We start from the raw sequence: 13,624 nt of genomic DNA, 5'->3' as shown, positions 1-13,624 counted from the left end.
CTTTGCCCTCCAGGGTCAGGACAGAATGTGATCGGCCAACCGGAGCCGACGAGTCAGATAGTGATAAGTGAAGCTGAAACCGGGGAACATCGCGACGACGTGGCCGCTTTTGCTTTGATACCAGCTGTGACAGCCGCCGGATTTCCATACAGTGCGTTGCATTTCCCGGTGGATCATTTCGGTGTAGCGCTGTTCGGCGGCAGGCTGCACTTCGATGCTGCGCAGGTTTTGCCGGTTCAAGGTGCGGATGCAGTCCAGGATGTAGTTCATCTGCGACTCGATGATGAACAGTGCCGAGGTGTGACCGATGCCGGTGTTGGGCCCGGTCACGATGAACAGGTTGGGGAAGTCCGGCAGGCTGGTACCCAGGTAGGCGCGCGGGTATTGGGCCCAGACGTCGTGCAGTCGGGTGCCGTTGCGGCCGGTGACGGGATAGGAAATCACCCCGTCGGTGGCGTCAAAGCCTGTCGACCAGATGATCAGGTCCAGCGGGATGTGCTGGCCGTCCCGGGTGATGATGCCGGTTTCATCGAGGGCGGCGATGCCGTGCTCCTGGCCATGCACGCTGACGTTGGCCCGGCACAGGGCCGGATACAACGTACTGGACAGGATGACGCGCTTGCAGCCGATCAGGTAGTCAGGGGTCAAGCGACGACGCAGAACCGGATCCGGCACTTGGCGCTCAAGCATGTTCAGGGCCTGGCGCTGGACCATGCGAACCGCCGGCCGTGAATATTTGAACGCAATCACCCGGGTTTCGAATTGCCAGTAGATCGACCAGCGCAACAGGGTGCGCATCGGCGCCAGGCTCAGTAACCAACGTTCGAGACGGTTGAACGTGCGGTCGCGGCGTGGCAATACCCAGTGAGGCGTACGCTGGAACACGTGCAGATGGGCGACTTCTGGCGCAATGGCCGGGATGACTTGGGCGGCGCTGGCGCCACTGCCGACGATGGCAACGCGTTTGTGGCGATAGTCGTAGGTGTGGTCCCAATCATTGGTGTGAAACGTCTTGCCCTGGAAGCGATCCCGGCCTTCGAAATCAGGGATCACCGGTTGGCTGAGGGGGCCTGTGGCATTGATCAGGAATTGCGCATGAAAGGTCCCTTGGCTGGCGGTGTCGACGATCCAATGTCGGGCATTGTCGTCCCATGCCACCCGCTGCACATTCGCGCCCAGTTGTACCTTGTCCTGCAGGGCGAAGCGTTCTATCACGTGCCGGGTGTAGCGGTGCAGCTCCTCCTGGCTGGCGAACATCCGGCTCCAGTCGTAAGCGGCGAATGAGAGCGAATACAAGGGCGACGGCACGTCTACCGCCGCGCCGGGGTAGGTGTTCTGGCACCAAGTGCCGCCGAAGAAATTCCGTCGCTCCAAGAGCAGGAAATCCGTTATGCCCTCTTTGAGGAGATTGATTGCCGCGCACTGGCCCCCGAACCCGCTGCCGATGATCAACACCTGATAGCTGCGCATGGGCCTCCTTTCTGGTGGTGGTTGCCGATTCCCTTTGTCATGTATAGCCAAAATCCGAGCGGAGCCGTGCATTTGATGGCGAATAAATAACCCTTCATCGATGGTGGCTATTTGATGCTGCCCTGATAGACTCCAAATAACCCTATCCCACAACCCGGGAAGCCCTCGGTGCAGAGGCCTCTATGCAAAGAACGGGACGAAAGGGACTGTCATTGGCCAGGAGGCTTTACACCTCACGAATCCTGGGCCTGATGCTAGGGTTGTTGTTGGTGAGTGTCGCCGTCTATCCCCTTGACCCGGCACCTTGGGTCTGGTGGGCCATGCTGTTCAACGGCTTGTTATGGCCGCATGTGGCCTATCAGTGGGCCCGTCGCGCGGCGCAGCCGTACCAGGCTGAACGCCGAAACTTGCTGATTGACGCCTTTCTTGGCGGTTTCTGGGTCGTTGCGATGCAATTCAATCCGCTGCCCACGGCCGTTACGCTGGCAATGATGGCGATGAACAACGTCTCCATCGGGGGCTTGCGTTTTCTGTTCGCCGGGGCGGCGGTCCAAGTGACGGGCATCGCCCTGGGCCTGGCGATCTTCCCGTTGACCAGTGTGCCGATGACCAGTTCGGCGCAGCTCTATGCCAGTTTGCCTCTGTTGTGCATATATCCGCTGGCGTTGGGCTGGATCTGTTTTCGCCAGACCGCCATCCTGGGCCGGCAAAAGCGCGAGTTGTTGGCCCTGAGCCGTACCGACAGCCTGACCGGTCTGCTCAATCATGGGGCGTGGAAGGACCGGCTTAACGAGGAGTTCCAGCGCTGCCTGCGACAGCCACACGATGGGGCTGGTCACGGCGTGATTGCGCTGATGGACATCGACCACTTCAAAGCCATCAATGACACCTATGGCCATGGCGCTGGTGACATCGTGTTGCGTCAGCTGGGCAAGATGCTCAAGCAAAACCTGCGGGCCACCGACATTGTCGGACGTTATGGGGGGGACGAGTTCTGCGTGATTCTGCCGGACCTGACGTTGCACAATGCCGTGCTGGCCATGGAGGGCCTGCGTGAGCGGTTCGCCCTGCTCGGCTACGAGCAGGCCCCCGCGCTAAAGGGCAGTCTGAGCATTGGCCTGGCCGCCTTCAACCCGGCCTATGGCGACGCCACTCTCTGGCTCAACGACGCCGACCAGGCGCTTTACGAGGCCAAGACCGGCGGGCGCAACCGGGTCGTTTGCCATCGGCAGTGCCAGATGCTCGAGGAACCGGCGGTTTCTTTCTGACCCAACCGAGGAAGAGGGTTTATTTGTGCTAAACACAAACAAGTCCTGTTCCAGCCGCACTGTGTTCCGGCCTGAACTATCCCCCTAGGATTGCTTCACTCAACCACTTGTGAAGGAATCCCTCATGCAACGTTTTACCCGTCGTTTGCTCGCCGCTTGTGCGTTCTCCGGTATTGTCGCCAGCACCGGCGCATTGGCTGATACCCATCCCACCATTCGAGCCATGGCTGGCGCGGAGCCGGTCAACCAACTTCCGGCCGGTAAAACCGCGTTACTGGTAATCGATTTTCAGAACGAATATTTCACCGGCAAAATGCCCATCCCTGACGGCGCTGCTGCGTTGGCCAATACTCGCGAACTGATTGATTTCGCCGATGATCACCACATGCCGGTGTTCCATATCCAGCACATTGCGCCGGCCGGTTCGGCGGTGTTTGCCGAGGGTGGCGAAACCGTGAAATTCCATCCGGACATGCAGCCCCGGGCCCAGGATGTGGTCTTGCAAAAGACCACTGTCAGCGTCTTCGGCAGTACCGACCTGGACAAGCGTTTGAAGAGCGCTGGTATCGAAAACCTGATCATCTCCGGTCTCATGACCCACGCGTGCGTGGCCGGTGCTGCCCGTGATGCGGCGCCGCTTGGCTACAATGTGTTGGTCGCCTCCGATGCATCGGCTACCCGTGCGATCACCCGGGTCAGTGGCGAAGCGATCGACAAGGACGCCTTGCACAAGGCTGCACTGGCCGAGGTCGAGGATACTTTCGGTGATGTGATGACCACCGCCCAAATCATCAAGCTGCCGGTACGCTGAAAATATGAATCAGATGCTCGCCATGCGCGTGTTTCGCTGCATCGTAGAGGCTCAGGGGTTTTCAGCCGCGGCCGAACGACTGGACACCACTCATTCGTCGGTGTCGCGCAACTTGCAGCAATTGGAGTCTGTGCTGGGCGTGCGTCTGATCAATCGCAATACCCGACGCATGAGCCTTACGGCAGCAGGCGAGCGCTACTACGCCGCTTGCGTGGATATTCTGGATCGCGTTGATGCCGCGTCCCAGGCGGTGACCCTGGAACAGGAACGGCCCTCCGGGCTGCTGCGCATCAGTTCACCGCTGGTGATCGGTACGCTGGAGCTGGCCCGTTGGTTGCCGGGGTTCCAGGAGCGCTATCCGGACATCCAGGTCGATCTGTCCTGCTCGGATCCGCTTGTCGATCTGGTAGCCGATGGGTTCGATGTGGCATTACGGATTTGCGGGCCGTTGGCCGACAGCAGTCTTGTCGCGCGCTTGCTCAGCGTTTCGCCGCTGGTTCTGGTGGCGGCACCGGCCTATGTCTTCAAGCGCGGGCTGCCTCGCGGCGTTGCTGAACTCAACGACCATCGGCTGCTGACGTATGCCTCGGCCACGCAGTGGGTGCTGGTGGGGGAAGCAGGGGAGTCGAGCACGGTGGATTGCGCCAGCAGCTTTCATACGGACACCATCACCGCCTTGCACGCCTGCGCTCTGGCGGGCGGGGGCATTGCCGCGTTTACCCTGGCGACGGTGCAAGATGACTTGCTGACGGGAAGACTGGTGCGGATTCTGCCTGAGTACACGCTTGGGCAGCGGCACTACTATGCGCTTTACCCGCATGCGCGGAATTTGCCGGCCAAGGTTCGAGTGTTTGTGGATTACATGGCGCAGTATTACGGCGCCAGGAACTGATGGACCTCGGACTGAACAGCGCCGGGGCCTGAAAAGCCCGGACAACGTTGCGACGATTTGAAAGATGTAGCTGAGCCGTGGCGAGGGAGTTCCCTCGTCACAATGGGGTAAGCCACAATGAATCAAACAGCCTTGGTGTGATCGGCTGGCCCGCGCAACGTCGCAATATCCCGCTTGGGCGGCATGCCAAACAAACGGCCGTACTCACGGCTGAACTGCGAGGGGCTTTCATAGCCCACTTTGAAGGCCGCACTCGCCACGTCCATATGCTCATTGAGCATCAAGCGCTTCGCTTCGTTCAACCGTAGCCACTTCTGGTACTGCAGCGGACTCATCGCGGTGAGCTGGCGGAAGTGATGGTGGAAGGTGGGGGGGCTCATCTGCACACGCGCCGCGAGCTCCTCTACGCGGATGTGTTCGGTGTAATTCAATTTCAGCCAGTCGATGGCTTTGGCGATCCGGTAGCCCTGGCTGTCCACGGAGGCGATCTGACGCAGCCGCGAAGCCTGGTCGCTCATCAACAACCGATAATGAATTTCTTGTTGGATCAGCGGCGCCAGTACAGGGATCGCGTCAGGCTCATCCAGCAGCGCCAACAAGCGTGCGAACGGCGCCAGAAGCTCAGGTGTTGCTGTACCAATGCCTGCGCCAATTCCGATGGGCCGGTCTCGATACGGCGTCATGCCGCTCTGGGCGACCAGATCGGCGACCATGCGCAAGTCGAGCTTGAAGACCAGGCCCAGGCAAGGTTGCTCCGGGCTTGCCACCATCACTTCAGAATTGGCGGGGATGTCCAGCGAAGTGATGAGAAATCGTGTGGTGTCGTATCCATACGCCTTGCCACCTACCCATACCTGTTTCACGCCTTGGGCCACGAGCACGATGCTCGGTTCGATCATGCAGATGACGGGACGCGCCGGGGCTTCACGTCGAAAGAAACTAAGGCCGGCCACCGGCATATCAAAGTCCCCCGTCTGTGGGGTCCGGGCGTCAATGATTCCGGCGAGCGTCTCTTGCAGGGATTTGCGTTGGGTGGTCATGGCGGGTTCGGGGGTTGTCCAGGGCTGATAGCTATAGGCAGAACATTAACTCGCCAAGCGAAGCGCTGCCTACATGAAGTGGGCGAACTCATAGGATCGGGCAAGAAAAGCAGCGTAATGCGCTACCTGAAATCCGGGTTGGGCGCTGAAAATTTGATCCGACCTGACTCAGGAGATCATTACTCAATGCATGTTCGAGCCTACGCGGGCGACACCCCTCGAATCACTCAAACAGAAGGACTATCCAGTGAAAAGAATGCTGCTTGCCCTCGGTCTGCTTATCGTCTCTTGCTCATCCATGGGGGCTGATATGTCCAACGGTGCTGACAACTTCTACAAAAGTGACAAGGTGACAGTGGAAAAGGTCGCCTTCAAGAATCAATACGGGATGGAGGTGGCAGGTAATCTGTTTGTCCCAAAGGGACTGGACCCGAAGGCGAAAAGCGCCGCTATCATCGTGGGTCATCCCATGGGCGCGGTGAAGGAGCAGAGTTCCAATCTGTACGCGACCAAAATGGCCGAGCAGGGTTTTGTTACGCTCTCCCTGGATTTGTCGTTCTGGGGGGAGAGTGAGGGTACGCCGCGCAATGCGGTGTTGCCGGACATGTACGCAGAAGACTACAGCGCTGCGGTGGATTTTCTCGGCACCCGGCCGTTCGTCAATCGCGAGCGCATCGGCATCATTGGTATCTGCGGCAGCGGCGCTTTCGTCATCAGCGCAGCCAAGATAGACCCGCGCCTGAAGGCCATCGCGACGGTCAGCATGTACAACCATGGCGACTTGTACCGCAAAGGCCTGGGTAACTCGACAACGGCGGAACAGAAAAAACAGTTCCTGGCCACGGCAGCCGAGCAGCGCTATGTGGAGTTTATCGGTGGGAAAACCGCGTACACCTCTGGCTCACCGCTGAAATTGACGGGCGATGCCATCGCGGATGAGTTCTTTGACTTCTACCGGACCCCGCGTGGCGAAGTCACTCCCGCCGGCGCTTCGCCGCAGACCACGACCATGCCCACGCTGTCCAGCAACGTCAAGTTCATGAACTTCTACCCGTTCGATGACATTGAAAGCATCTCGCCGCGTCCTTTGCTGTTTATCACCGGCTCCGAGGCGCACTCGCGTGAGTACAGTGAAGATGCCTACAAGCGGTCCGCGCAACCCAAAGAGTTGCTCATCATCCCGGGAGCCAACCATGTGGACCTTTACGACCGGGTGAACCTGATCCCGTTCGACAAGTTGGCCGGGTTCTTTCGCAACAATCTGAAGTAACTCCCTCAATCACGCCATCACTTGGCACCTCTTGTCCTGCGGCAGCGATCTTCGTTGCCGCAGTTCGTCCCCTCGAGTCTTCAGTGGACCCGACGCTCAAGAAACACAGGATTCATATCCCATGACCGATAGCGTATTGCCCATCTCCCAAGACCGCCCCACGTGGAGCGCGGTGCTTGCCATGTCCCTCGCTGCGTTCGCCCTCGTTGCATCGGAGTTCATGCCGGTCAGCCTGCTCACGCCCATTGCGGCCGATCTTCACATTAGCGAAGGGCAGGCCGGTCAAGGCATCGCCGTGTCTGGCGCCTTTGCCCTGATTACCAGCCTGTTCATTGCATCGATTGCCGCTAGGGTGGACCGTAAAAGTTTGCTCCTGCTGCTGACACTGTTGATGATCATTTCTGGAACGGTGGTCTCATTGGCACCCAATTACGCGGTATTCATGGCCGGACGCGCACTGATCGGCGTTGCGATTGGCGGCTTTTGGTCGTTGTCAGCCGCCACGGCCATGCGGCTGGTGCCGGATCACCAGATCCCACGGGCTCTGGCGATCGTCAATGGCGGTAACGCGTTGGCGACTGTGGTGGCGGCGCCGCTGGGCAGTTTTCTTGGGCAGATAATCGGTTGGCGTGGCGCGTTCTTTTGCATTGTGCCTGTCGCCGCCACCGCTTTGGTCTGGCTGCTGTTACGCCTGCCCTCCATGCCGGCACAGACGAAGCAGGGCAGCGCCAACGTGTTCAAATTGATGGCGCGGGGCCCCATAGCCTTGGGCATGCTGGCTGCCAGCGCATTCTTCATGGGTCAATTCATGTTGTTCACCTATCTACGACCGTTCCTTGAAACGGTGACGCAGATGAGCGTGTCTTTGCTTTCATTTGCATTGCTGGTGATTGGCGTGGCCGGTTTGCTCGGTACCTTTGTGATCGGTGCGTTCTTGAAAAATGGCCTGTACCGGACGCTCATCGTCATCCCGTTGCTGATGGCAGCGATTGCACTTGCCCTGGTGGGGTTCGGGGCGTCGGCAACCATCACGATTATCCTGCTGGGGCTTTGGGGTTTAGTGGCCACCGCTGCCCCCGTCGGCTGGTGGACCTGGCTGGCGCGAACGCTGCCAGATGATGCCGAAGCAGGGGGTGGATTAATGGTCGCGATCATTCAGCTTGCGATTGCGGCGGGTGCCACGGTGGGCGGCATCCTTTTCGATCTGAGCGGCTATCAGGCGACTTTCGAAGCCAGCGCGGTTGTGCTGGGTGGTGCAGCCGTTCTCGGCATCCTGGCTGCACGGGCCGCGGTTCGGGATTGCCCAGACATCCGCGCCCGGGCGCAAGCCAAGGCCGTTTGAGCAGATGACCGTTGAGCGCCTGCGGTTGGTGGCACATTGATATATTGGTAGGCTAGGGGCTCGTTACCTATCGAGTGGGTCAGTGTGACTACCGAGCGAATTTTCCAGTTGGAGCAAGCCCTTATGGCCGTGATCGCTGCGGCGGGAAAGATGGGGGTCTGCAGTGATGAACTGTGCGCGCAGGCGGTGGGCGGGTTGATGTTTGAACACCATTGGAGCTGGGCAAACGCACAGTACGCACAAGGGGCGGCCGACGAGATCGACAACGCGTTGAGCCTTCTCGTAGGGAAACCAACGGTGGAAAACAGGTCGCCGGCGATTGAGACCGGCGCCAATGCGTTGCTCAATCCGCCAGCTAATTCGCGGTCTGTCAGTTTTATTTGATACGAGTGGGCGCCCATTTGCGTGTGCGCCCTCATCGCGAGCAAGCTTTGCTCCCACAGGGTAAATGCTTGGAGGTTAATGCTGCGAGCGATATTCCGGCGCGGCTTCCAGCGAGGTCTTGTGAGCGTTTTCCTTGGACGTTTGCCCCTGCGTATCGGGTAGCGAGGCGACATGAACGGTACGGGCCGGGATCGCAAATCGCACACCGATTCTGGCGAATTCTTCCATCATGCCCAGGTTGATCGCCTGTTGGACATCCATGTAAACGTTGTAGCTGGGGTCCAGCACGATGTACACCGTTTCGAATTCCAGTGCGCTCTCGCCGAAACCGCGAAAGTGCGAGCGGTCGAAGCGGGTCTTTTCCTGAGCCTTGATGATGTTTTCGACGATGACCGGCACTTGCCTTAGCTGTTCTGTCGAGCAGTCATGGGGCAGGGCGAATTCAAAGACGATCCGTCGTTCCTGAAGCCGTTTGTAGTTCTGAATGGTGGTGCTGATCATTCCGGCATTGGCCATCACGATCTGCTCGCCACCCAGGCTACGGATCCGCGTGGTTTTCAAGCCGACATGTTCCACGGTGCCGGCCAGGGACCCCACGACAATGAAGTCGCCGACCTCGAACGGTTTGTCCACGGCGATGGACAGCGAGGCGAACAGATCACCGAGGATGTTCTGCACCGCCAGCGCCACGGCGATACCACCGACCCCGAGGCTGGCGATAAAGGCGGTGATGTTCACGCCCAGGTTGGAGAGCATCGCCAGGAGCACCACGGCCCAGAGAAACACCTTCGCGCCCCACAGGCTCAGGGTGGCCAGCGCGCTTTTCTGGTGGATGTCGGAGTGGCTGTGGCGGGCGAAATAGTGCAGCAACGCCAGGGCAATTGCCCGGTTGGCCCAGAGCCCCACCTGCAAGGCTGCGACCACGAACCAGAGGCTGCTGACCCGGTCCAGCCAACGCTCCGGCAGGTCCAGGACGCCGACGCCAATGAGGATGGAGGCCAGTAACAACAGCGTATTGCTGGTGCTGGACAGGACTTCGACGGCGATGTGGCTGACGTACGCATCGGGTTTCTGTGCCCGGGCCTGCACTTTTCTCAACAGCAAGCCGATGCCGGCCCTGACGATGATAAAACTCACCACCATCACACCCAGGGCCAGGAGCCAGTTGGCGATGGAGATGCCGAGTAATTGGGTATCGGTAAGGAACTGAAGAGAGCTTGAGTCCATGTGAACGGTCACCTGTGCCATTGCTGTTCAGGTTTTGGCCCTTGCCGACTTTGGTGTGAGAACCTGGGCAGGGCATGAACCTGGTTAGTTCGCGCAAAGCACGGGCCGTTCAATTTTGTTCTGCGCGAGCAGTTGCGTAGGAGAGTGCTGGCGGCGTAGTTTCCTGGGCAGAACCTCTGTCAGAGCAATGCCATGCACATGACCGAACTGAGCAATGAGGAGTTGGAACCGTTGCGCCAGGCGCTGATCCTGGCGGGTCTGCCAGTGGACGACCTGAACCAGCAGGGCCGACGTTTTTTCAGCTTCAAGCAAGCAGACGCTCAGACGGCATTTGGCGGGATCGAGGGGGAGGGCGCGGACCGATTGTTACGCTCTCTGGTGGTCCCTGAGGGGCTGCGGGGGCGCGGCATAGGTGCAGCGATACTGGTCGCTCTGGAAGACTTTGCGAAAAACCAAGGTGTGGAGCGCCTTCACCTGCTCACTGCCAGTGCTGCCAGCTTCTTTGTCGCCCAGGGGTATCAGCCGCGTGACCGTTCGCTGGCGCCGATGTCGATCAGCGAAACGGCCCAATTCAGATCATTGTGCCCGGCCTCGGCGGCCTACCTGAGCAAATGCCTCATCTAACGGAGTAGATGCACGGCCAGGCCGGTCAGTCCGCATCCCAATAGCACCTGGATGACGCCGCGTTTGTAGCGAAACAGCGCAATGGCGGCGGCGAGCGCGATGATTGCCGACGGCCAGTCCAGCGCACCGGAAAAACCGCTGGGCCAAAGCACGTGGTAACCGAAGAAGCAGGCCAGGTTGAGGATCACCCCGACCACGGCGGCAGTAATCGCCGTCAGCGGTGAGGTGAATTTCAGCTCGTTATGCGTCGACTCCACCAATGGCCCACCCGCGAGGATGAACAGGAATGAGGGCAGGAACGTAAACCAGGTCACCAGCGTGGCGGCAACCGCGCCAGCGAGGAAGGCCTGTTCAGGGCCGAACACCTGCATCACGTAGCCACCGACGAAGCCGACGAAAGCGACCACCATGATCAACGGGCCGGGAGTGGTTTCGCCGAGGGCCAGACCATCGATCATCTGTGTCGGGGTCAGCCAGCCGAAATGTCCGACAGCGCCTTGATACACATAGGGCAGAACCGCATAGGCGCCACCAAACGTCAGCAAGGCCGCCTTGGTGAAGAACCAGGCCATTTGCGTCAGGGTGCCTTCCCAGCCGAACAACAGGGTCAACACACCCATCGGCAAGGCCCACAGCAGGGCGCCGATGATCGCCAGCCGGGCCAGTCGCAAGGCGCTGAAGCGGGCATGCTCCGGGGGCGGGGTTTCATCGTCGATCAATGCCGGGCCAAAGGATTGATGCGTGGCGTTGTGGCCGCCCAGGCTGAACTTTTCCGGTGCCCAGCGGCCGCCGAAGTACCCGATGACCGCCGCTCCCAGCACGATCAGCGGGAAGGGGAGATTGAAAGCGAATATCGCGGTGAACGAGCCGGCGGCGATGGCCCACAGCCAACTGTTCTTGAGCGCGCGCGAACCTATCCGGTGGGCGGCATGCACGACGATCGCGGTCACGGCTGGCTTGATGCCATAAAAAATCCCGGCCACCACCGGCACTTCGCCAAAGGCGACATACAGCCAGGACAATGTGATGAGAATGAACAGCGAAGGCAGCACGAACAGCGCCCCGGCAATGATCCCGCCCCAGCTGCGGTGCATCAGCCAGCCCAGGTACGTCGCCAATTGCTGCGCCTCGGGGCCTGGCAGCAGCATGCAGTAATTGAGGGCATGCAGAAAGCGTCGTTCGGAAATCCAGCGTCGGCGCTCCACCAACTCCTGGTGCATGATCGAGATTTGTCCTGCCGGCCCACCGAAACTGATAAAGCCCAGCTTGAGCCAGAACCAGAACGCCTCGCGCAAGCTGATGGCCGAGGGGCTGGACAACGGGTCGTCGACGGTCGGGATGGGTTTATTCATGGTCGGCCGGTGCTTGGATGGCAAAGGCGACCTACGTTATGGGGCGTTACGCAATTTTGATAGCCCTGGCAAAGCGATTCATGAAAAAAACCGGCTTTCCGGGATTGTCGCCATTGGGGGGGATTTTCCGGCCAGAACGGGTGAATTTGACAGGGCCATGCGCAGGATTTTGGATCCATTGAGCCACCCATCGGCTATGCCACACCGGCAAATTGCCGCCCCCCCAGGCGGTAGGCTAAGCTCACGAATATTGGGGGCTTTGAGGGTTTCGCTCATGCTTTGCCCCCCTCAGGAATTCGCTTGCCTATCCCCCATTTTGATCCGTTCCATGTCCCCGGCGGTGCCCTCAAGCGCCTGCCGTTGCTCAAGGCAGCGGTGGCGTTTATCGCGGCGGTCTGCCTGTGCCTGTGTGGCCTGCTTTTTTTGCAACTGGAACAGTCTCGTCGCTACGATCTGGAGTCGGCGCGCACCGCCTCAGCCAACCTCACCCGGGCCATGGCCCAACAGGCTCAGGACACGTTCCAGCAGACAGACCTGGTCCTGACCAGCCTGGCGGACTGGATAGAGAGCGACGGTTTCGGTCCGGCGCTGCAACCACGTCTGCAGAAAACCTTTGCCCGGCGCGTGCAAGCCCTGGAGCAATTGCATGGCCTGTTCCTGTTCGATAAGCACGGTCATTGGGTCATTACGTCCTTTGAACAACTGCACAGGGGCCCAGGGGTAGCAGATCGGGACTACTTTACGTTCCATCAGCAGAACACCGCCCTGATCGCTCATATCGGGCCGGCTATCCGCAGTCGACAAAATGGCGAGTGGATCATCCCGGTGTCGCGGCGCTTGAATGATCAGGACGGCAATTTCCAGGGCGTATTGTTGGCCGGGATCAAGATGTCGTACTTCGATCGATTCTTCGAAAGCTTCAGCCTCGCTGATCAAGACGAGATGGTCCTGGCCTTGTCCGACGGGACCTTGCTGGCCCGGCGCCCCTTCGACGAGGCGAAAATCGGTCGATCCCTGGCTGAGGAACCGGTCTTTCAGCATGAGTTGTACAGCGAAAGCGCCGGTACCGCGACCATCCGCTCCGCTGCCGATGGCGTCCTCAGGCTCTATGACCACCAGCATTTACAGGCCTATCCGCTGGTGGTGACCGCCGCGATGTCCGAACAGGCGATCCTGGCGGGTTGGCACGACAGAGCCTTCAAATCCAGTCTCATCGTAGCGGTGGTGGTATTAGGTATCTGCCTGTTCGGCTGGGTGTTCGTGCGTCAGGTGCGCAACAGCGAACGGATCGAAGCGGACCTGCGCAAGGCCCAGGAAGCGTTGGAACTGATTGCCACCCATGACAGCCTGACCGGGCTTGCGAACCGTCGGCTGTTCGAGCGGGCCCTGGACATCGAGTTCGGCCGGGGTGCCCGCCAGCGCAGCCCATTGAGCCTGATCATGCTCGATATCGATTTCTTCAAGCGTTACAACGACACCTACGGCCACGTGGCCGGGGATCATTGCCTGGCAGAAATGGCGAAGGTGCTCAAGGGCTGCTGTCATCGCAAGGCTGACCTTGCCGTGCGTTATGGCGGCGAGGAGTTCGCGGTGCTGCTGCCCGATACCAACCTGCAAGGGGCCTTAGCCCTGGCCGAGCAGATCCGCCGCAGCGTTATCGACCAACACATCACCCATGCCGGCTCTCCTACCGGCTACTTGACGGTGAGCCTGGGCTGCTACGCGTTCGTGCCCAGCAGTTTGGACAGCATTGAAGTGTTCCTCCAGCGGGCCGATGCGGCGCTTTATCAGGCCAAGCACAGCGGACGCAACCGAGTGGCGGCGTTATCGATGGAAGACGGGTTTGATACGCTGGCGCGCTCGGATCGTTGAGGTCGCAGAAATCATCAAAATCGATGGCCGGGAGATCGTAAGTCGTTGCAACCACCACGGTGGCTTGTCGGT

The 13,624-nt window shown here is 59.8% G+C and carries 12 protein-coding genes; 8 read left to right on the top strand and 4 right to left on the bottom strand.

The window, feature by feature from the left end:
- Nucleotides 1–15: 15 nt before the first annotated feature.
- The gene (locus QOM08_RS18750) at nucleotides 16–1,470 is read right to left on the bottom strand and encodes an NAD(P)/FAD-dependent oxidoreductase (protein ID WP_316911978.1); all 1,455 of its coding nucleotides are present in this window, start codon (nucleotides 1,468–1,470) and stop codon (nucleotides 16–18) included.
- Between the two features lie 182 nt (nucleotides 1,471–1,652).
- Here QOM08_RS18750 and QOM08_RS18745 point away from each other — a divergent pair, with 182 nt between their 5' ends.
- From QOM08_RS18745 to QOM08_RS18735, 3 genes are all read left to right on the top strand, one after another.
- Nucleotides 1,653–2,738, top strand: coding sequence for a diguanylate cyclase (locus QOM08_RS18745; protein WP_316911977.1), 1,086 nt, complete (start codon nucleotides 1,653–1,655; stop codon nucleotides 2,736–2,738).
- Between the two features lie 124 nt (nucleotides 2,739–2,862).
- A complete protein-coding gene (locus QOM08_RS18740; protein WP_173406758.1) occupies nucleotides 2,863–3,549 on the top strand; it encodes a cysteine hydrolase family protein in 687 nt (228 codons plus the stop codon).
- Nucleotides 3,550–3,553: 4 nt separating this feature from the next.
- Nucleotides 3,554–4,441, top strand: coding sequence for a LysR family transcriptional regulator (locus QOM08_RS18735; RefSeq protein ID WP_274090733.1), 888 nt, complete (start codon nucleotides 3,554–3,556; stop codon nucleotides 4,439–4,441).
- A 122-nt stretch (nucleotides 4,442–4,563) separates the two neighbouring features.
- Here the strand turns inward: QOM08_RS18735 and QOM08_RS18730 are convergent, their stop codons facing one another.
- Entirely contained in the window at nucleotides 4,564–5,481 is a 918-nt protein-coding gene (locus tag QOM08_RS18730) for an AraC family transcriptional regulator (RefSeq protein WP_316911976.1), read from the bottom strand.
- 247 nt (nucleotides 5,482–5,728) lie between these two features.
- Between QOM08_RS18730 and QOM08_RS18725 the strand changes: the two genes are divergently transcribed.
- The 3 genes from QOM08_RS18725 to QOM08_RS18715 all read left to right on the top strand — a co-directional run bounded on the left by QOM08_RS18725 (nucleotide 5,729) and on the right by QOM08_RS18715 (nucleotide 8,477).
- The gene (locus QOM08_RS18725; protein ID WP_076386596.1) at nucleotides 5,729–6,751 is read left to right on the top strand and encodes an alpha/beta hydrolase; all 1,023 of its coding nucleotides are present in this window, start codon (nucleotides 5,729–5,731) and stop codon (nucleotides 6,749–6,751) included.
- A gap of 121 nt (nucleotides 6,752–6,872) precedes the next feature.
- Nucleotides 6,873–8,093, top strand: a complete 1,221-nt coding sequence (locus QOM08_RS18720; RefSeq protein ID WP_139049586.1) for an MFS transporter — start codon at nucleotides 6,873–6,875, stop codon at nucleotides 8,091–8,093.
- 123 nt (nucleotides 8,094–8,216) lie between these two features.
- Entirely contained in the window at nucleotides 8,217–8,477 is a 261-nt protein-coding gene (locus QOM08_RS18715; RefSeq protein WP_177500506.1) for a hypothetical protein, read from the top strand.
- Nucleotides 8,478–8,552: 75 nt separating this feature from the next.
- Here the strand turns inward: QOM08_RS18715 and QOM08_RS18710 are convergent, their stop codons facing one another.
- A complete protein-coding gene (locus QOM08_RS18710; protein WP_047228517.1) occupies nucleotides 8,553–9,704 on the bottom strand; it encodes a mechanosensitive ion channel family protein in 1,152 nt (383 codons plus the stop codon).
- Between the two features lie 192 nt (nucleotides 9,705–9,896).
- Here QOM08_RS18710 and arsN2 point away from each other — a divergent pair, with 192 nt between their 5' ends.
- The gene (gene arsN2, locus QOM08_RS18705; RefSeq protein ID WP_274090728.1) at nucleotides 9,897–10,328 is read left to right on the top strand and encodes an arsenic resistance N-acetyltransferase ArsN2; all 432 of its coding nucleotides are present in this window, start codon (nucleotides 9,897–9,899) and stop codon (nucleotides 10,326–10,328) included.
- On the opposite strand, the gene chrA is transcribed toward arsN2, so the two are convergent.
- Entirely contained in the window at nucleotides 10,325–11,680 is a 1,356-nt protein-coding gene (gene chrA / locus QOM08_RS18700; protein WP_316911975.1) for a chromate efflux transporter, read from the bottom strand. The two genes, arsN2 and chrA, sit on opposite strands and share 4 nt — an antisense overlap.
- A 300-nt stretch (nucleotides 11,681–11,980) precedes the next feature.
- On the opposite strand from chrA, the gene QOM08_RS18695 reads away from it, so the two are divergent.
- Nucleotides 11,981–13,552 (top strand): GGDEF domain-containing protein, encoded by a 1,572-nt coding sequence (locus QOM08_RS18695; RefSeq protein WP_139049589.1) that lies wholly within the window; start codon nucleotides 11,981–11,983, stop codon nucleotides 13,550–13,552.
- Nucleotides 13,553–13,624 lie beyond the last annotated feature (72 nt).

The organism is Pseudomonas sp. P105 (assembly GCF_032614175.1).
Taxonomy (GTDB): domain Bacteria; phylum Pseudomonadota; class Gammaproteobacteria; order Pseudomonadales; family Pseudomonadaceae; genus Aquipseudomonas; species Aquipseudomonas rhizophila.
Note: the sequence above shows the minus strand (reverse complement) of the source record. Positions and strands in the feature narration are given on the sequence as shown.

Coding starts and splice junctions, on each gene's coding strand:
- QOM08_RS18750 (WP_316911978.1), bottom strand. CDS start 1,470: ATGCGCAGCTATCAGGTGTTGATCATCGGCAGCGGGTTCGGGGGCCAG.
- QOM08_RS18745 (WP_316911977.1), top strand. CDS start 1,653: ATGCAAAGAACGGGACGAAAGGGACTGTCATTGGCCAGGAGGCTTTAC.
- QOM08_RS18740 (WP_173406758.1), top strand. CDS start 2,863: ATGCAACGTTTTACCCGTCGTTTGCTCGCCGCTTGTGCGTTCTCCGGT.
- QOM08_RS18735 (WP_274090733.1), top strand. CDS start 3,554: ATGAATCAGATGCTCGCCATGCGCGTGTTTCGCTGCATCGTAGAGGCT.
- QOM08_RS18730 (WP_316911976.1), bottom strand. CDS start 5,481: ATGACCACCCAACGCAAATCCCTGCAAGAGACGCTCGCCGGAATCATT.
- QOM08_RS18720 (WP_139049586.1), top strand. CDS start 6,873: ATGACCGATAGCGTATTGCCCATCTCCCAAGACCGCCCCACGTGGAGC.
- QOM08_RS18715 (WP_177500506.1), top strand. CDS start 8,217: ATGGCCGTGATCGCTGCGGCGGGAAAGATGGGGGTCTGCAGTGATGAA.
- QOM08_RS18710 (WP_047228517.1), bottom strand. CDS start 9,704: ATGGACTCAAGCTCTCTTCAGTTCCTTACCGATACCCAATTACTCGGC.
- arsN2 (WP_274090728.1), top strand. CDS start 9,897: ATGCACATGACCGAACTGAGCAATGAGGAGTTGGAACCGTTGCGCCAG.
- chrA (WP_316911975.1), bottom strand. CDS start 11,680: ATGAATAAACCCATCCCGACCGTCGACGACCCGTTGTCCAGCCCCTCG.